20 protein-coding genes and 1 pseudogene are annotated in these 17,435 nt (G+C 71.8%); 9 read left to right on the top strand and 12 right to left on the bottom strand.

From position 1 onward, the window contains the following. The 4 genes from F8279_RS16135 to F8279_RS16120 form a co-directional block, all read left to right on the top strand. Positions 1-1,118 (top strand): right-handed parallel beta-helix repeat-containing protein (locus tag F8279_RS16135; RefSeq protein ID WP_151500381.1); only part of this gene is annotated, 1,118 nt, incomplete at its 5' end. 184 nt (positions 1,119-1,302) lie between these two features. Continuing rightward, positions 1,303-1,695, top strand: coding sequence for a MerR family transcriptional regulator (locus tag F8279_RS16130; RefSeq protein WP_091414780.1), 393 nt, complete (start codon positions 1,303-1,305; stop codon positions 1,693-1,695). Next, positions 1,665-2,012 carry a co-chaperone YbbN gene (locus tag F8279_RS16125; RefSeq protein ID WP_091414775.1) on the top strand — a complete coding sequence of 116 codons (348 nt, stop codon included), beginning with the start codon at positions 1,665-1,667 and terminating at the stop codon, positions 2,010-2,012. Before F8279_RS16130 ends, F8279_RS16125 begins: the two co-directional genes overlap by 31 nt. 61 nt (positions 2,013-2,073) lie before the next feature. After that, entirely contained in the window at positions 2,074-2,253 is a 180-nt protein-coding gene (locus tag F8279_RS16120; protein ID WP_091414773.1) for a hypothetical protein, read from the top strand. A 42-nt stretch (positions 2,254-2,295) separates the two neighbouring features. On the opposite strand, the gene F8279_RS16115 is transcribed toward F8279_RS16120, so the two are convergent. Genes F8279_RS16115 through F8279_RS16090 form a run of 6 tightly spaced genes read right to left on the bottom strand, consistent with a single transcriptional unit; the run spans position 2,296 to position 8,364 of the window. Next, entirely contained in the window at positions 2,296-4,671 is a 2,376-nt protein-coding gene (locus F8279_RS16115; protein WP_091414770.1) for a glycoside hydrolase family 65 protein, read from the bottom strand. Beyond that, positions 4,668-5,420 carry an HAD family phosphatase gene (locus tag F8279_RS16110; RefSeq protein WP_091414768.1) on the bottom strand — a complete coding sequence of 251 codons (753 nt, stop codon included), beginning with the start codon at positions 5,418-5,420 and terminating at the stop codon, positions 4,668-4,670. Before F8279_RS16110 ends, F8279_RS16115 begins: the two co-directional genes overlap by 4 nt. Positions 5,421-5,467: 47 nt before the next feature. Further along, positions 5,468-5,935 (bottom strand): DUF4442 domain-containing protein, encoded by a 468-nt coding sequence (locus F8279_RS16105; RefSeq protein WP_091414765.1) that lies wholly within the window; start codon positions 5,933-5,935, stop codon positions 5,468-5,470. A 49-nt stretch (positions 5,936-5,984) separates the two neighbouring features. Next, the gene (locus tag F8279_RS16100) at positions 5,985-7,049 is read right to left on the bottom strand and encodes an ABC transporter permease (protein WP_091414763.1); all 1,065 of its coding nucleotides are present in this window, start codon (positions 7,047-7,049) and stop codon (positions 5,985-5,987) included. Further along, positions 7,046-7,954, bottom strand: coding sequence for an ABC transporter ATP-binding protein (locus F8279_RS16095; RefSeq protein ID WP_091414762.1), 909 nt, complete (start codon positions 7,952-7,954; stop codon positions 7,046-7,048). Before F8279_RS16095 ends, F8279_RS16100 begins: the two co-directional genes overlap by 4 nt. Beyond that, positions 7,951-8,364, bottom strand: a complete 414-nt coding sequence (locus F8279_RS16090; protein WP_091414760.1) for a GntR family transcriptional regulator — start codon at positions 8,362-8,364, stop codon at positions 7,951-7,953. The genes F8279_RS16095 and F8279_RS16090 overlap by 4 nt, the downstream gene beginning before the upstream one ends. A 110-nt stretch (positions 8,365-8,474) precedes the next feature. On the opposite strand from F8279_RS16090, the gene F8279_RS16085 reads away from it, so the two are divergent. Next, positions 8,475-8,999 carry a hypothetical protein gene (locus tag F8279_RS16085; RefSeq protein ID WP_151500380.1) on the top strand — a complete coding sequence of 175 codons (525 nt, stop codon included), beginning with the start codon at positions 8,475-8,477 and terminating at the stop codon, positions 8,997-8,999. A 21-nt stretch (positions 9,000-9,020) separates the two neighbouring features. Here the strand turns inward: F8279_RS16085 and F8279_RS16080 are convergent, their stop codons facing one another. Further along, the gene (locus F8279_RS16080) at positions 9,021-9,977 is read right to left on the bottom strand and encodes a sulfotransferase (RefSeq protein ID WP_151500379.1); all 957 of its coding nucleotides are present in this window, start codon (positions 9,975-9,977) and stop codon (positions 9,021-9,023) included. Between F8279_RS16080 and F8279_RS30310 the strand changes: the two are divergent. Both F8279_RS30310 and F8279_RS30305 read left to right on the top strand, forming a co-directional pair. Further along, positions 9,976-10,686 (top strand): annotated as a pseudogene (locus F8279_RS30310) (hypothetical protein); the annotation flags it as partial. The gene F8279_RS16080 and the pseudogene F8279_RS30310 overlap by 2 nt on opposite strands. Positions 10,687-10,707: 21 nt before the next feature. After that, positions 10,708-11,091, top strand: coding sequence for a nuclear transport factor 2 family protein (locus F8279_RS30305; RefSeq protein ID WP_175438639.1), 384 nt, complete (start codon positions 10,708-10,710; stop codon positions 11,089-11,091). Between the two features lie 12 nt (positions 11,092-11,103). Here the strand turns inward: F8279_RS30305 and F8279_RS16070 are convergent, their stop codons facing one another. The 3 genes from F8279_RS16070 to F8279_RS16060 are packed head-to-tail and all read right to left on the bottom strand — an operon-like array spanning position 11,104 to position 12,991. Then, a complete protein-coding gene (locus F8279_RS16070; protein WP_091414752.1) occupies positions 11,104-12,015 on the bottom strand; it encodes an aminoglycoside phosphotransferase family protein in 912 nt (303 codons plus the stop codon). Beyond that, positions 12,012-12,200 (bottom strand): DUF397 domain-containing protein, encoded by a 189-nt coding sequence (locus F8279_RS16065; RefSeq protein WP_030503540.1) that lies wholly within the window; start codon positions 12,198-12,200, stop codon positions 12,012-12,014. Before F8279_RS16065 ends, F8279_RS16070 begins: the two co-directional genes overlap by 4 nt. Continuing rightward, the gene (locus F8279_RS16060; protein ID WP_091414750.1) at positions 12,191-12,991 is read right to left on the bottom strand and encodes a helix-turn-helix transcriptional regulator; all 801 of its coding nucleotides are present in this window, start codon (positions 12,989-12,991) and stop codon (positions 12,191-12,193) included. Before F8279_RS16060 ends, F8279_RS16065 begins: the two co-directional genes overlap by 10 nt. Positions 12,992-13,149: 158 nt before the next feature. Between F8279_RS16060 and F8279_RS16055 the strand changes: the two genes are divergently transcribed. Together F8279_RS16055 and F8279_RS16050 are read left to right on the top strand one after the other, a co-directional pair. Further along, positions 13,150-13,410 (top strand): hypothetical protein, encoded by a 261-nt coding sequence (locus tag F8279_RS16055; RefSeq protein ID WP_091414748.1) that lies wholly within the window; start codon positions 13,150-13,152, stop codon positions 13,408-13,410. After that, entirely contained in the window at positions 13,407-13,739 is a 333-nt protein-coding gene (locus F8279_RS16050; RefSeq protein ID WP_091414746.1) for a hypothetical protein, read from the top strand. Before F8279_RS16055 ends, F8279_RS16050 begins: the two co-directional genes overlap by 4 nt. A gap of 33 nt (positions 13,740-13,772) precedes the next feature. Here F8279_RS16050 and F8279_RS16045 read toward each other — a convergent pair whose 3' ends face one another. Beyond that, positions 13,773-15,086, bottom strand: a complete 1,314-nt coding sequence (locus tag F8279_RS16045) for an ABC transporter ATP-binding protein (RefSeq protein ID WP_151500382.1) — start codon at positions 15,084-15,086, stop codon at positions 13,773-13,775. 157 nt (positions 15,087-15,243) lie between these two features. Next, a complete protein-coding gene (locus F8279_RS16040; protein ID WP_151500378.1) occupies positions 15,244-17,427 on the bottom strand; it encodes a bifunctional glycosyltransferase family 2 protein/CDP-glycerol:glycerophosphate glycerophosphotransferase in 2,184 nt (727 codons plus the stop codon). Between the last annotated feature and the right edge of the window lie 8 nt (positions 17,428-17,435).

The following is a 17,435-nucleotide window of genomic DNA, read 5'->3' as shown; positions in this document are numbered from 1 at the left end:
CGCCTCCGCCCAGCACCCCGCCGCCGACCGGCGGTGCGATCTACGCCGCGCCGAACGGCACCGCCGGGGCCGCCGGCACCCAGGCCAGCCCCACCACGATCGCCGCGGCGATCACCCGGGTCGGCGCGGGCGGCACGATCTACCTGCGCGGCGGCACGTACAACCTGTCCCAGACGGTCACCGTCGCCGCCGGCAACAACGGCACGTCGAGCGCCCGCAAGAACCTGTACGCCTACCCGGGCGAGACGCCGATCCTGAACTTCTCGGCGATGACCGAGGACCCGGCCAACCGGGGACTGGCGCTGAACGCCTCGTACTGGCACGTGCGCGGGCTCGTGGTCGAACGCGCCGGTGACAACGGCATCTTCGTCGGCGGCAGCAACAACATCATCGAGCGCACGGTGACCCGCTTCAACCGCGACACCGGTCTGCAACTGTCCCGGATCGCCTCCAGCACGCCGCGCGACCAGTGGCCCGCGAACAACCTCATGGTGAGCGTGGAGTCGCACGACAACGCCGACTCCGACGGCGAGGACGCCGACGGCTTCGCGGCCAAGCTCACCGTCGGCGGTGGCAACGTCTTCCGGTACGCGGTGTCGCACCACAACATCGACGACGGATGGGACCTCTACACCAAGTCCGACACCGGCGCGATCGGCGCGGTGACCATCGAGGACTCCCTCGCGTACAGCAACGGCACGCTGAGCAACGGCACGCAGAACGGCAACGGCGACCGCAACGGCTTCAAGCTCGGCGGCGAGGACATCGCCGTCAACCACACCGTCCGGCGCACCATCGCGTACCGCAACGGCAAGCACGGGTTCACGTACAACCGCAACCCGGGCACGATGACGATCTCGAACAACCTGAGCATCGACAACACCGAACGCAACTTCTCGTTCGACGCCGGCATCTCGGTCTTCCGGAGCAACACCTCCTGCCGCTTCGCCGGCAGCGGCTCCAACGACAAGACCGTCGGCAACGTGGACGGCTCGAACCAGTTCTGGTCCGGCGCCAACGGCTCCCGGTGCTCCACGTACTCCGGCGCTCTGGCCTGGTCCTTCACCACCGACGGCCGCCTAACGGCAACCCTGGGAGGCCGCGCAGTCTCCCTCTGACCCCCCGGGCCCACCCGGTCGATCATGAAGTTGGCGGCACTTTCCGAGATCCACAACGCCGCCAACTTCATGATCGACGGGGAAGGCCGGCGGGGAGCCCGGCAAGGGCGCACAAGTGCGGGGTTGCGTTGACGTCGGCGGCAAGGTTTAGCGTCAGCGGCAGAGAGAGGGACGGGGGCGGCGGATGCGGATCGGGGAGCTGGCGCAGCGGGCCGGTACGAGCACCCGCACGCTGCGCTACTACGAGGCCCACGGGCTGGTCCGGCCACACCGGTCCGCCAACGGATACCGGGTCTACGACGAGGCGGAACTGCGCGTCGTCCGCGAGATCCGGTCCCTGCTGGCGATCGGGTTCGGCCTGGACGACATCCGTCCGTTCGTCGCCTGCCTGCGCGCCGGAAACGACTCCGGCGACGTCTGCCCCGATTCCGTGGCGGTGCTGCGGCGCAAGCTCGCCGAGGTGGACGACTACCTCGACCGGCTCGGCGACGTCCGCCGCCGACTGCACGACCAGCTCGCCCACGCGATCGCCCAACGGGAGGAAACATGCCTCAGGACACGGGGACCGGCCGGCTGAACCCGGTCACCGACGACACGTTCGCGGCCGCCGTGCTGGCCGCCGACCGGCCGGTGGTGGTGGACTTCTGGGCCGAATGGTGCCCGCCGTGCCGGGTGGTGTCGAAGCACCTGGCCGAGTTGGCCGAGGAGTTCGGCGACGCGCTGCGCTTCGTCACCCTCAACACCGACGAGAACCCGGCCACCGCACGCGCCCACCGGATCATGTCCGCGCCGACCATGCTGGTGTTCCGGGGCGGTGAGGTGGTCGGCTCGATCGTCGGCTCCCGCCCGAAGGACCACCTGCGGCGCAGCTTCGCCCGGCACCTGGACGGTTGAGCCGCTGCCGGGCGGGAACGCGCGGGGTGACCACGGACCCCGACCGATCGCGAGGATCGTCATGGCGAAACAGGACAGGTCCCGGGAACAGGAACTCACCGACCAGGAACGCCGTAAACAGGAGCTGAAGGACTCGCCGGACTGGGCCGACCGCGCCGCGACGGCGCGTACGTCCGACGATCCGCGGGCCACGGCGCCGCGCGACGCCGGCGGGCGTCCGTCCAACGGCCGCCAGTTCTGAGGTACGCGTACCGAGCGGTCCCGCCTCTCGTGGCGGGGCCGCTCAGTCCGTGCGTTCCGGCAGGTGCATCAGCGGCGCGCGCCCCTGCGGCTGCTCCGGCTGCGGCCCGCTGGGGCGTGCCGGTGGCGGCACCGCCACGGTGACCGGCTGCGCGGAGGTGACCCGCAGCGGCTCGCCGTGATGCCGCAGCTCCACGACTGTGTCCGGGCCGCCGTTGCGCAGCGAGTACGTCGTCTGGTGCGGCCGGACGTCGACCCGCAACCGCATCCCCTGCCACTGGAGCGAGAACTCCAGGCGGCTGAGGCGGCTGGAGAGCCGGGGCGCGAAGGAGAGCGTCCCGTCGTGGTCCCGCAGCCCGCCGAACCCGGCCACCAGCGCGATCCAGGCACCGGCCAGGGACGCCATGTGCACGCCGTCGCGGGTGTTCTCGTTGAGGTCGTGCAGGTCCATCAGCGCGGCCTCGCGCAGGTAGCGGTGGGCCAGTTCGAGGTAGCCGACCTCGGCCGCGAGCACCGCCTGGGTGCAGGCGCTCAGCGACGAGTCGCGGACGGTGCGCCGCTCGTAGTAGACAAAGTTGCGCAGCTTCTCGGCAGCGCTGAACGCGTCGCCCCGCCAGTGCATGGCCAGCACCAGGTCGGCCTGCTTGACGACCTGCTTGCGGTAGAGGTCGAAGTACGGGTAGTGCAGGAGCAGCGGGTACTTCTCCGGCGGCGTGTGCTCGAAGTCCCACTCCTGGAAGCGGGTGAACCCCTCCACCTGCTCGTGCACCTCGGTCTCCGCGTCGTACGGGACGTGCATGTCGTTCGCGGCGTCCCGCCAGGCGGCGGCCTCCTCCTCGGTGACGCCGAGGTCGAGCGCCTGGTCCCGGTAGCGCATCGCGCAGTCGGCGGCGGTACGCAGGTTCCGCTGGGCCATCAGGTTGGTGTAGACGTTGTCGTTCTTCACCGCTGTGTATTCGTCCGGGCCGGTCACGCCGTCGATGTGGAACCGTCCGGCGCGGTCGTGGTGGCCGAGTGAGCGCCACAGCCGGGCGGTCTCGACCAGCAGTTCCAGGCCGATCTCCCGTTCCAGCGTCTCGTCGCCGGTGACCAGCACGTAGCGGCGCAGCGCGTCGGCGACGTCGGCGGCGATGTGGAACGCGGCGGTCCCGGCCGGCCAGTACGCCGACGACTCCGGCCCTTCGATGGTGCGCCACGGGAAGGCGGCGCCTTCGAGGTTCAGCGTGCGGGCGCGTTCCTGCGCCTGGGCCAGCGTGTCGTACCGCCACTGCAACGCGTCCCGTACCGCTCCCGGCTGCGTGTACGTGAGCACCGGCAGCACGAACATCTCGGTGTCCCAGAACGCGTGGCCGTCGTACCCCGGGCCGGTGAGGCCCTTGGCCGAGATCGGCCGCCGTTCCGCGCGGGCGCCGGCCTGGAGGACGTGGAAGAGGCCGAACCGGACGGCCTGCTGCACCTCCGGGTCGCCTTCCACGCGCACGTCGGCGGCGTCCCAGAACGCGTCCAGGTATTCACGCTGGGCCCGGCGCAGGCCGTCCCAGCCGTCGAGCCGGGCCGCTGCGAGCGCCGCACCGACCTGGTCGCGCAGCGCCGGGAGGGAGCGACGGCTGGACCAGCCGTACGTGAGGTACTTGACCACCCGGAGCGTCTGGCCGGGCTTGAGCACGCAGCCGATGGTGGTGCGGACCCAGTCCTCGTATCCCTCGCTCTCGATCGTGGTGCGTTCGGGGCCGTCGACGTCGTGGCCCATCGCAGCGGCAACCCGCAGCCCGCTGACCTTGGTGCGATGGATGAGCTGGCCGCCGTCGTCGGTGGTCAGTTCCTCCTCGGCCTGCAACGGCGACTCCAGTACGGCGGCCACCCGGGGGTCGCGGCTCTGCGGCGGCAGCGACTCGTTGGCGACCAGCTCGGACTGGAGGATCAGGCGCAGCGGCCCGTCGACCGGCTCCACCTCGTAGTGGATGGCGGCCACCGAGCGCTGGGTGAACGACACCAGCCGGGTGGTGCGGACCTTGACCTCGCGGCCGGCCGGGGAGCGCCAGTGCAGGTCCCGCTGGAGCGTGCCGGCGCGCATGTCGAGGACCCGCTCGTGGGCGAGCAGTTCGCCGTAGCGCACGTCGAGCGGCTCGTCGTCCACGAGCAGCCGGATCAGCTTGCCGTTGGTGACGTTGACGATGGTCTGCCCGGACTCGGGGAAACCGAAGCCGGCTTCCGCGTACGGCAGCGGGCGCAGCTCGTAGAAGGAGTTCAGGTAGGTGCCGGGCAGCCCGTGCGGCTCGCCCTCGTCGAGGTTGCCCCGCAGCCCGATGTGGCCGTTCGACAGCGCGAACACCGACTCGGACTGGGCCAGCACGTCCATGTCGAGCTGCATCTCCCGGACGTGCCAGGGCTCGACCGGGTACGCCCGTTCCCGGATCACGCGGCCGCCTCCGGGGTGAGAAGGTCGGCGAGGTCGGTGACCACCACGTCGGCGCCGTGCGCCAGCAGCTCGTCGGCCTGGCCGACCCGGTCGACGCCGACGACGTACCCGAATCCGCCGGCCCGCCCGGCGGCCACCCCGGCTAGGGCGTCCTCGAAGACGGCAGCCTGCGCCGGTTCGACGCCGAGCAGCCGGGCGCCTTCCAGGAACGTGTCCGGGTGCGGTTTGCCGCGCAGCCCGCTCGCGCGGGCGACCACGCCGTCCACCCGGGCCTCCAGCCAGCGGTCCAGCCCGGCGGCGTGCACCACGGCGGCGCAGTTGGCGCTGGCCGAGACGACCGCGCGGCGCAGCCCGGCCGTGGTGGCTGCCTCCAGGTAGCGCACCGAACCCTCGTACACCTCGACGCCGTGCTGCTCGATCTGCTGGAGCAGGACGACGTTCTTACGGTTGCCGAGGCCGTTGACGGTGTCCGCCTCGGGCGGGTCGTCCGGCGATCCCTCGGGCAGCGTGATGCCGCGCGAGGCCAGGAATGTGCGCACCCCGTCGGCGCGCGGTCTGCCGTCCACGTACCGGTTGTAGTCCGGTCCGGGGTCGAACGGGTGGAACGGCTCGCCGGTTTCGGCCGACCGTCGCCGCAGGTACGCGTCGAACGTCTCCGCCCAGGCGGCGTTGTGCACCTTGGCGGTCTGCGTCAGCACACCGTCCAGATCGAAGAGACAAGCGCGCACGTGCGCGGGGAGGCCCAGCATCGCTTGAATCTAACCAGAGCCCGCGCCGGGCAAACACCATTCGGGGCTCAGCGGTTCGGGCGCAGCGTCCAGATCACGGTGAGCGAGGAGGTGAGCGTGCCGTCCTCGGTGCGGACCTCCACCTCGACCGGGAACTCCGGCCGCCGTCCGGCGTCCAGCTCGGCCAGCACCTCTGCGGGGACACCGCCGAGCCGCGCCGTCGCCAGCACCGGCCCCACCGCCACCTTGAGGTAGCGGATGGTCGCGGTCACGGCCAGGGGTACGGCCCGGTCGAGCACCTGCCCGAACGCGGCCAGCACAACCGCGCCCGAGGCGGTCTCCCCCAGCGTGAACATGGCCCCGGCGTGCGGGCCGCCCACGTGGTTGTGGTGCGCCGGGTCGTCGGGGAGCCGGACCACGGCCCGGACCCCGCCCTCGGCCTCGGGCGCCACCTCGACGAACTCGATCCCGAGCGTGCGGGCGAACGGCACGGCGTCGAGGAGACCGGCCGCCACCTGGCGAGAGTCGATGCTCATGCCCGAACGCTACTCGCCGGTAACAACACCGGCAAGGCCGGTCCGCCAGTCAGCCCGCGCTGAGGTCGGTACGGCGGACGATCCACCAGACGACGACGAGCGCCAGCGCGGTCAGGCCCAGGTAGCCGCCGGCGACGATCAGGTGGAACTCGGGGATCCGGCTGCCCGGCTGGTACTGGAGGTGCTGCTGAAGGTTGTGCTCGACGAAGCAGGCGAGCGTCCGGCCACTGCCGTTGTCGGGTGGGCAGAGTCGTTGCAGCTCGACCCCGCTGAGCTCACGCCCGGAGGCGTCGAACGCGCCGGACGGCCCGTCGATCCCGTAGTCGATCATGCCGCCGTCGACGACCAGGGCGTTGTCGCGCAGCACGCCCACGCCCGGCCCGCCGATGACGCGGTGCGCGGTCAACGGCTCCATCAGCGTGGGGTAGCGCCACCGGACGAGATAGTTCAGGCCGACGAAGCCCACGATCACGCCGAACACGGCCGGGAGCGTGCGCCTGATCGCGGCGCCGAGCGCGACGCCGACCGCGAACCAGCAGAGGCTGATCACGGCCGGAAGCATCGCGGTGTTGAGGAACGGCCCGTACTCGAACAGGCTCACCGGGGCCACCCGGGCCTGGAGTCGCTCCAGGTGGTCGCTGACACCGGCGACGGCCGAGGTCACCGCCGCCACGAACAGGCCGAGCAGGGCCAGCCGGGTCCAGAGCCACCGCTGCGGGGAGACGTCCTGGCTCCAGGCCAGCAGCAGGGTGCGCTGCTCGTGTTCCCTGGTCAGCACCGGGACGCCGACGAACACGCCGATCAGCAGCGGCATCCACTGCACCACCTGCGACAGCACGGCCAGGGTCAGGACCAGGCTGGATGAACCGCCGAGCCGCCGGCCCTGTGGCGACTCCTCCGCGCAGAACGTCTCGTGACACTGGTGCCACAGGCTCGTCAGCTCCGCTGACAGATAGGTCATCCAGCCCACCAGGACCACGGCCAGGACCAGCGTGCCGATCACCGTCCAGCGGTGCTGACGCCAGGTCAGCCAGAGCAGACCGCGTACGCCCCCGGCGTGCCCGGGGTCGCTCCGGCGGTTCGTGGGTGCGGACAGTTGGCGGACCGGGCTCATGCGGCTGCCTCCCGCTCGTGCGGCGCGGCGGCCGATGCTCTGAGGTGGGTCAGGATCAGCTCGTCCAGGGTGATGGGCCGGGCGGTCCAGCCGGGCGCCACGACCGCGTGCGCCGCCGGTGCCGCCGGCCGCCGGAGGACGAAGGTGGACTGGCGGCCGGTGTGCTGCGCCTGGACGACAGTGCCCGGCCCGGGTGGCTGGTCGGCGCGGGGCCCGGTCAGCCGGACGTGACTGTCGAGCAGTTCCTCGACGTCGCCGATGAGGACCGGCCGACCGGCGTCGAGCAGCAGCAGGTGGTCACCGACGCCGCTCAGCTCGGCGACGATGTGGGTCGACAGCACGACCGTCATGTCGTCGTCGGCGGCCTCCGCCAGCAGCTCGCCTGTGACCTCGACGCGGGCCAGCGGATCCAGGTTCGCGAGGGGTTCGTCCAGGAGCAGCACCGCGGGGCGGGAGCCGAGCGCGACCGCCAAGGCGACCTGCGCCCGCTGCCCGCCGGACAGCTTGCCGCAGCGCCGGTCCAGCGGGACGGCGAAGCGTTCGAGCCACGACAGCGCCCGCCGCTGGTCCCACACGCGGTTCGTCGAGCGGCCGAAGCGGAGCATGTCCGACACGGTGAAGTCGCGGTAGAGCGGCTTGTCCTGGGCCAGGATCGCAACCCGGCTACCGCCGTCGACGGACCCGCCCCGCACCACCGGCCGGCCGTGCACCGACACCGTGCCGCCGGTGGCCGCCAGGGTGCCGGCGATGATGCTCAGCAGCGTCGACTTGCCCGCGCCGTTCGCGCCGACCAGCGCGACGACCCTGTTCGCAGGTAGCGCGAACGTGCACTCCCGGAGCGCCCACACGGCGCCGTAACGCCGGCTCAGGTCACGTGCCTCGACGGCGACCGGCTCGCCGCTCACGCCGCGCCCTCCGCGTTCTCTCTCCTCGCGGGTGTCGCGTTCGCCGCGATCACCGAGGCGAGCAACGCCTGGACGTCCTCGTCCTCCAGACCGGCCTCCCGGGCCTGACCGAGCCACCGGGCCAGGCTGCCGCGCAGGCGGGCCATGACGTGGGGATCGGCGTGACCGAGCGTCCCGCTGACGAACGTGCCCGCCCCCTGCCTCGCCTCCACCAGGCCGGACAGCTCCAGCTCCCGGTAGGCCTTGAGCACGGTGGTCGGGTTGACGGTGCACGAGGTCACCACGCTGCGCACGGTGGGGAGCTGGTCTCCGGGGCGCAGCGTCCCGATCCGCAGCGCCTCACGGACCTGCCGCACCAACTGGGCGTACGCGGGGACGCTGCTGGACCGGTCGACATGAAAGTTGATCACCCTGGTGACCCTCCGTCAGATTGTTATGGTTCAGTAGAACACCAGCTAAGCGACATGGCAACATCCGCAGGGCGTTTCGACGGCTGCCGACTCCGGGTAGCGAATGGCCCATGAACCGCGATCTCGCGCGAGGGCTGACGGTTGCGTGGGCGCTGCCGGAGTTCCGAGACGGGCTGCGTCACCTCGTCGACCTCGACGAGGTGACAGTGCTGCTGGCCGCGCTGTCCCTTCCGGACCGCGACCGCGAGGTCGAGCGGAGCGCGCTGGATCTGCTGCGGTCCGGGCTCGACAGCACCGAGGTCCGGGAGGCCGTGTTGCTGCTGCTGGAGCGGGACACCGTACGCCGGCCGCTCGTCGCCGCGGCGGTGGAGCCGCTCGCCGACCGGGCCGGTCTGGTCACCGCCGTCACGTCCGCGGCCGAGGACCCCCGGGTACGCCGCGAGGTGCGCGCGATGCTGGACAGCGCCGCCGTACGGGGGCTGATCTGGCGGGCGGTCGACGACCAGGTGAGCGACAACCGGTTCGGGCTGATCCGCCGGGCGGCGGTGCTGTTCGTCCGGCACCCCGGCGCGCGGCGCCTGGCGTGGGCGCTCCGCCGGCACGGCGTGCTCCGCGAACTGCGCCACAAGGCGTGATCCGGGGGGCCGTCGCGGCCGTCACTCGTATCCCATCGCGGGGATGATCTCGCCCAGTTCCCGCTCGACGAACGCGCGGGTGCCGGCGTCGAACTGATCGTCGCGGTGCGCCAGCCTGTCCGCCCGGAACGTCGACGCGGTGACGGTGTCCTCGACGCCGAGCCGTCTGAACAGTGCCCGCCGCTGCCCGGGCCAGTCGGCCGCGAGGTCCTCCGCCTTCACCTCGACGTATCGCCTGCTCGTCAGATCGGCCGCGTCCTTCCGGGCCAGCCAACGGTGGTAGACCGGCACGAGGTAGGCGAGCATCCCGTCGACAGTGGACGGCGCCCACGGCTGGGCCAGGTGGGAGGCGAACACCGCCACCGGGTGACGCTTGACGTGCACGATCGTCGCCTCGGGGACCAGCTCCCACAGGAAGTCCATGGCGAAGAGGTTGAACGGCGTCTTCTCGCACCAGGCCGGCTTGCCCGCGTCGGCCGCCGCCCCGCCGAACAGGGTCTCGACCAGGCCCCGCAGGACGGCGATCAGTTCGCCCCGGTCGCGGAAGTACCTCGGCACCACCCGCCGTCGGCTGGCCGGCCCGAACGGCCCGGCCGGGCGGTCGCCGTCGCCGAAGCCCTCCGCGGGCACGGGCTCCTCGAAGGCGTGCGCGATCACCTGCGGCCAGAGCCGGCGTACGGCGTCCCGGTAGCGCCGCTCGCCGACCAGCTCGGGCACGGTCTTGCCACGGTCGTCACGCCGCCCGGGCACGCGTACGGTGAGGAAGTCGCTCAGCCGGTGCAGCGCGTCCTCACCGACGACGGGGTCGTACCGGTCGGTGAGCGCGTCGGCCAGGTCCCGCAGGCCGCCCGGTTCGACGAGGAACTTGGTCTCCATGGGGATCCGGTGGATCAGCGGATGCTGGCCGATGATGTCGGCGATCCGCGACGTGCCCGAACGGCCCGTACCCGCGACGAAGACCGGTGAGGGGGACGGCATGGACGGCAGTCAAACTCCTGGCCCGGCGCAGGGGCAATCCATTTATCCCCGCCGCCATCAGCTGATCGACCTCCTGGCCGACGCGGTCGGGTCCGTCACCGTGGCGCACCCGGCCCGGGTCGCCGTCGACGGGCCGCCCGCCGCCGGCAAGACCACGCTCGCCGACGAGCTGGCCTCCCTTTTGCGTACGCGGGGCCGCAGCGTCATCCGGGCGACTGTCGACGACTTCCTCTTTCCCCGGGCGCGGCGCTATCGACGCGGCGAGTTCTCGGCCGAGGGCTGCTACGTCGACACCCACGACCACGGGGCGCTGAAGCGGGTGCTGCTCGATCCGCTCGGCCCGGACGGGGATCGACGCTTCCGGCACGCGGTCTACGACCACGCGACGGATACGGTGCTGTCCCCACCGCCCGCGACCGCCCCGGCGGACGCCGTGCTGATCGTCGACGGTGTCTTCCTCCTGCGCCCGGAACTGGCCGACCGCTGGGAGCTGCGCGTCTTCGTCTCGACCGCGCTCGACATGACAGTGGATCGTGCCGTGATCCGTGAGCGTCAGGTGTCGCCGCGCGCGGACGTCGAACGGCGCTGGCGCGAGCGATACCTCCCTGCCCAGCGGCTCTACTTCGCCACGGCGCGCCCGGTCGAGCACGCCGACGTCGTCGTGCACAACGACGACCCCGCGCAGCCGATCTGGGAGACCCGGGCACGCGCGGATGGCAGGCTGGGAACCATGGACCGGAAACGGGTGGCCGCCTGGATCGCGGCGTACGAGCAGGCGTGGCGCACACCGGGAACGGCGGCGCTCGGCACGATGTTCACGTCCGACGCGAGCTACCAGCAGGGGCCGTACCGGGACCCGGTCGTCGGCCTCCCCGCCATCACCCGCATGTGGGAGAGCGAGCGCGACGGACCCCACGAAACGTTCGAGATGACAGCGGAGGTGGTCGCTGTCGACGGCGACACCGCCGTGGCCCGGGTGCAGGTCCGGTACGGCGACCCCGTCCACCAGGAGTGGCGCGATCTGTGGATCATGCGCTTCGCCGAGGACGGCCGGTGCCTGTCGTTCGAGGAGTGGCCGTTCGCGCCGGAGAAGCCGACCACCGCCGCCGAGTGAGAGACCGGCCGCCTATTCGGCGAATATCTCCCCGAGAATGCGTTGCGCCTCGGCCGACTCCTCCGCGTCCTCGGGGTCGTCGAAGGTGCGGGAGTAGGTGGAAAGGGTCTTCCAGAGGGCCCAGCCGCGTCCGCGCGCCCACGTCGCGTCATCCACCGACAGCCGCTCGCGAAACGCCTCCCGGCCCTCGGCGGTCAGCAACGTCCAGGCGATCGCCAGGTCGCAGGCCGGGTCACCGACGCCGCACGTCCCGAAGTCGATGACGGCCGCCAGCCGGCCGTGCGCGAGCAGAAGGTTTCCCGAGGCGATGTCGCCGTGGAACCAGCGGTCCACCCCGTCCCAGCGGGAGTCGAGGGCCCGCGCCCAGATCTCGCGGACCAGTTCGCCGTCGACGTGGCCGCCCAGCGCCGCGAGCGCACGCTCGACCTTCGTGTCGTACGTGCGCAGAGTGCCGCCCCGGAACCAGTTGTGGATACCCGGCTGCGGCCCGCCGGTGGCGTCGACGCCTTGCAGGGCCGCGAGAAAGTCGGCCAGGTCGAGCGCGAAGCGCACCGGGTCGGCGATTCGGTCCGGCCGGGAGGTCTCGCCGTCGAGCCAGCGGTAGATCGACCACGGATACGGGTAGCCCGCACCCGGCTCGCCCTTCGCCAGCGGCGCGGGGACGGGTAGCGGCAGCCGAGCGGCGAGGGCCGGGAGCCACAGGTGTTCCTTGTCGACAGCCAGGGCGTACTCGGCAGCGCTGGGCAGGCGCACCAGCAGCTCGGGGCCGAGGTGGAAGGTCCAGTTGTCCCACCCGCCGTTGGCGACCGGCTCGATCCGGAGGCCGGCCAGGTGCGGGAACTGGTCGGCGACCAGGCGACGCACCTGCTCCACGTCGACGGCGATGCGCCGTGGCGGGGGACCGAGATCCGGTACGGCACTCACGCCCGTTTGGTGTACGCGACGAACGCCGCCCAGCTCGACGGCGTGAACGTCAGCGCGGGCCCCTGCCGGTCCTTGCTGTCCCGCACCCCCACCACGCCGGGCAGGTTGTCCGCCACCTCGACGCAATTGCCGCCGTTACCGCTGCTGCGGGTGCTCTTGCGCCAGATCGCGCCGGTCAACTCCATCGCTTCGCCGCCTCCGTGATCGCCGCCAGAGTCGCCCCGTGCGGCATCGCCTCCGCGCGAATGGACTCCCACGTCTGACGCAGTGAGTTCACGTCCACCGTGCGCTCCACGATTGTGCCGTGCAACGGGTTATCCAGATAGCCCAGATCGTCGCCGTCGGCCGGGGTCGCGAGCACGAAAGCACCGTTGAGCCCCGGATAGGCGCCGACCGTCTCCGGCACCAGGTGCAGGTGCACCCGGGGCCGCCGCGCCATCTCGATCAGGTGCTCCAACTGCTCCCGCATCACCTTCGGCCCACCGACCGGGCGAGCCAGCACCGCGTGGTCGAGCACCACCACGAACTGCGGCGGCGTCGGGCCGTCCAGCACCGCCTGCCGGGCCAACCGGGCGGCCACCTGCTGTTCGACAGCCTCGCCGACGAACTGCGCGGCCCCTTCGTAGAGCGCGCGGGCGTACCCCTCGGTCTGCAGCAATCCGGGCACCACCAGTGGCTCGTAACTGCGTAACGCCGTCGCTTCCTGCTCGATGCTCACCCACTCGCGGAACCACGGCATCAGCGCCTCCTGCATCAGCGCATCACGGATCCGCACCAGCAGGCCGCCGCCGTTCAGCACCTCGTCGCAGCGCTCGGTGAACTCGGCGCGCGGCGCGCGACGGCACTGCTCGACGGCCGCCACCAGCGAGGCCGAATAGCTCACCCGCTCGCCCAACGCCTCCTGGGTCAGCCCGGCATCGGTACGCAACCGGCGCAGCTCACCGGCGAACAGGTCCCACAACGGCACACGGATCATCTGCACACCTCTGCACACGGCTGCACACGGAAAGACGGCCGGTAGGACGGCCAGGAAGGTGGGGGTGGAACGCCTTCCGACCCTAGCGGCGCGGTGACGAGACTGTCACGCAGTGGAGCCGAATTCGTCCGGTTCCCGCTACCGAGAGGAGTTGCGCCGTGCGACTGCGCTGGTTCCGCTGCCGGGGTGCGTCGGCACCGACACTGCCCCACCGGGTACGGGGCGACAACCTGCCGGAGTGGATGCGGCAGCCGACGCGTCCACTGCCGACGATGGGCTCCGGCCGGGTCGGCAACCTCACCCCGGCCCAGCAGTGGCGGGCCAACGGCGGCCGCTGGTCCGCCCCGCAGCAGCGCGGAACCAACGGCGGTCACCCGGAGCAGCTCCCGAGAGACGACCACCACGAGGAGCGCCAGTGATCAGCCACCAGCTCGGGCAGCCGCCGGACGGGCCCACGCCGGACCGCCCCCGGCCGTACCCGCTGCACGCCACCCCGCACACGCCGCTGCGTCCGATGTGGTGCTGCCGGGCCTGCGGCCGGCCGTGGCCGTGCCCGATGGCCCGGCTGCTGCTCAAGACGGAGTACGAGGACAACCAGATCGGCCTGGCCATCTACCTGTGCGGGCTGTTCTACGAGGCGACGCGCGACCTCTACCGGCTGAACCCGGACGACGCGCCCGCCCCCGCCGACATGTTCGCCCGCTTCGTCGCCTGGGGCCCGCACCGGCGGCCGATCATCCGCGGATGATCCGTCCGCCCGTCCGCGGACGAGACCGGCAGGTCACCGCCAGCCGACGTCGATGCGGTCGCCGCGCTCGTCGAAGAAGTGCAGCGCGTCCATCCGTACCTGCACGGCGAGCGGGTGCCCGGGCGACACCTGCGGGTACGGCGCGAGCCGTACCGCCAGTTCCGCCGGACGACGGTGGTGGCGGCCCGGGTCGGGCAGCACGCTCGTGCGGTTGCCGCCGCCCCCGCCGGCCTCCGGGGCCGGGGCCGACGGCTCCGTCGCGCGGCCGGTGAGCCGCTGCATCACCTGGTTGAACCGGCGCAGGCCGCGCTGGCCCGGTGCGGCCTGCTCGACCGGGGTGCCCATCTCGTCCACGACGATCGCGGTGGCGCCGATGTCGAGGAACGCGAGCGACTCGTGGCCGTGGTGCTCCAGGTAGCGGATGCGCCCGTGCAGCACGTCACCGGCGGTGTCCGGGGCGACCGGGGTGAGCGCCTCGGCGCGCATGCCGACCACGATCCGCTCACCGTGGTAGTGCGCCACCGCCCGGCTGCGGATGTCGTCCCAGGGCAGGTAGAGCGACTGCTCACCGAGGTTCAGCGTGACGTACCGGTCGAGGTGGACGTAGACCGACGCCTCCAGCAGGTTCATCCGCGGGCTGCCGAGGAACGCGGCGACGTAGAGGGTGGCCGGCCGCCCGTACACCTGGGTGGGGGTGCCCACGTCCTGGAGCACGCCCTTGCGCATGATCGCGACCCGGTCGGCCATGGTCAGCGCCTCGGCCTGGTCGTGGGTCACGTAGATGGTGGTGACGCCCAGCTCGCGGGTCAGGCCGGAGATCTCCGCACGCAGCTCGGCGCGCAGGCCGCTGTCCAGGTTCGACAGCGGCTCGTCCATCAGGAACAGGCCGGGCCGGCGCACTATCGCCCGCCCCATGGCGACCCGCTGCCGCTGGCCGCCGGAGAGCTGGCTGGGCTTGCGTCCGAGCACGTCGCCGATGCCGAGCGCGCTCGCCACGTCCTGGATCCGCTCGCCGCGCGGCACGGGCTCGACGCCGGAGAGCCGCAGCGGGAAGCCGATGTTGTCGCCGACGGTCATGTGCGGATACAGCGCGAAGTCCTGGAAGACCATGGCGATCTTCCGGTCCCGTGGTGGCAGGTCGTTCGCCAGCTCACCTCCGAGCATGATGGCGCCGGAGGACGGGTCCTCCAGCCCGGCCACCATGCGCAGCACTGTTGATTTCCCACAGCCCGACGGGCCGAGCAGCACCATGAACTCGCCGTCGTTGACGTCCAGATTGATGGTGTCGACCGCGACTGTTCCGTCCGGGAACACCTTGGTGACATCCTTGAGCGCGACGGTCGCCACCGTCACCTCCCCAGTTCTTCGCCCCAAACCCGGGAATGACTGTGACCAGGATCATCCGATTCGCACATCGGGTAAACGTGCCATGTTCAGCTCGTGACAGTCCTATTAAGCAGTATTCGCCGGGCTCCACGGTTAAGTGACCACCCAGTAACCGCTTTTACGGCGTTTCGCCGAGGAACACGCGGCGCACCACGCGCTCGGCGGCGTGCCCGTCGTCGAGGGCGCAGAACCGCGACCGGAACGCCGTCCGGACCCGCTCGGCCGCCTCGTCGTCGACCGCGCCGGAACGGAACACGTCGAGCAGCCCGGGAAAGTCCAGCGCGACCGCGCCGGGCGGCTCGGCCAGCAGGTCGAGGTAGACGCCACGGGCCACCCGGTAGGCGTCCCAGTCCGGCGCGTAGACCACTATCGGCCGGTCCAGCACCGCGTAGTCGAACATCGCCGACGAGTAGTCGGTGACCAGCACGTCCGCCGCCAGGTAGAGGTCCTCCACCCGGTCGTACGCGCTCACGTCCAGCACGCCGTCCGCCGCCGGTCCCCGGGGGTGCCGCTCCCGGTCGTGGAAGTAGTGACTGCGCATCAGCAGCCGGCCCCGCGGCCCGAGGACGTCGAGCATCCGGTCCGGGTCGAACGGTGGCCGCCACCCGGGCAGATGCTCCCGGTGCGTCGGCGCGTAGAGCACCACGTACTCGTCGGGTGCGATGCCCAGCGCGGCGCGGACCTGGCCGCGGTCCTCGGCGGTGGCCAGCGCCAGCCGGTCGTTGCGCGGGTAGCCGACCTCCAGCGTGGTGTAGTCCGCCGGGTACGCCCGCTCCCACATCTGCGTCGAGAAGCTGTTCGAGGTGATGCTGTAGTCCCAGCGGTCCACCCGGCGCAGCAGGCCGGCGAAGTTCATCCCCACCGCGCCCACCGGGTAGCGCTGCTGGTCCAGGCCCATCACCTTCACCGGCGTGCCGTGGTGGGTCTGCACGTGCACCGAGCCGGGGCGCTTGCGGACGAAGTCCGGGAAGTTCACGTTGTTGACGAGCCAGCGGGCGCGGGCCAGGACGCGGTGGTACTCGCGGGTGCCCGCCACCACGTACTCGACACCGGGCGGCAACGTGGCCACCCGGTCGCGGCGGACGATCCACACGCCGCGCACCTGCGGCGCGAGCCGGCGGGCCGCCTCGTAGATCGCCGCCGGGTTGCACGAGTAACCCCGGTACCAGTAGGCCGCGTACACGGCGAGCGTCGGATCGACCGGCCGGTGCAGCTCGGCCCGGTAGTACTCGCCCAGCGCCAGGTCACGGGCCCGCCGGGCGGTACGCCGCACCACTGGCGTCACCCGCCGCCGGGCCCGCCGGGCGGTCCGCCGGGCCGTCTCCCCCGCCTGGTGCGCCTCGCGCAACGCGCTGAACGTCCGCCAGCGCCCGGCCGCCACCAGCCGGTGCTTGAGCCCTTCCGAGCCTGGCGGGACCGGATAGCCCTCGGGTGGCAGGAACCGCACGTAGTCGGCGTGCATCTGGGCGAAGAACGGCGCCCGCAGCTCGGGCGCGATCCGGTCGCCGTTGCCGAGCACCGTGAGGTAGTGCCAGATCATCCGCTCGAAGACCGCCGGCCGCAGCCCGGTCACCCTCCAGCGGTCCATCAGCCCGAACACCCGGTGCCACTGCGCGAAGACCTCGAAGTGCCGGTCCCCCCGGGTCTTCGTGATCGCGCCGGTCCGGCGTTGCCGGTAGTTCAGGCAGATCCGATCGAGTACGCCGATCCGCCCGGCCGCCATCAGCGCCGGATAGCTGAACGAGACGTCCTCGTACCAGCCCGGCTCGAAGCGCAGCCCGCGCTCGATCAGGAACTCCCGGCGCACCACCCGGTTCCACGCGGTGTGCAGCAGCTTCAGCGTCTCCGGCCGGTCCCGCAGCGCGAACGTCGCCGCACCGGGCGGCACCGGGAACACGTCGCGCATCGCGCTGCGGGTGCCGATGTTGTTCCAGTGCGCCCGGACGTGGTCGACGATCAGCACGTCCGGCGCGGTGTCGCGGAGCCGGTCCGCGACGTGCGGCAGGCAGCCGGGCACCAGCCAGTCGTCCCCGTCGACGAACCACACGTACTCGCCGACGGCCCGATCCAGCCCGATGTTGCGGGCCGGACCGAGCCCGACGTTCTCGGCGAGGCGCACCGGGCGGACCCGGGGGTCGCGCAGCGCGTACTCGGCCAGGATCTCGCCGCTGTCGTCCGGGGAGGCGTCGTCGACACCGATCACCTCGATGTCGCGCAACGGCTGGTCGAGGATCGAGTCGAGGCATTCCCGCAGGTAGCCCTGCACCTTGAAGGCCGGTACGACGAAGCTGATCAAGGTCACCCCGGCCC

Origin of the sequence: Micromonospora sp. AMSO1212t (assembly GCF_008868145.1) — a bacterium.
Lineage (GTDB): Bacteria > Actinomycetota > Actinomycetes > Mycobacteriales > Micromonosporaceae > Micromonospora > Micromonospora tulbaghiae.
The sequence above is the reverse complement of the archived record's forward strand: the minus strand, read 5'-3'. Positions and strand labels throughout refer to the sequence as shown.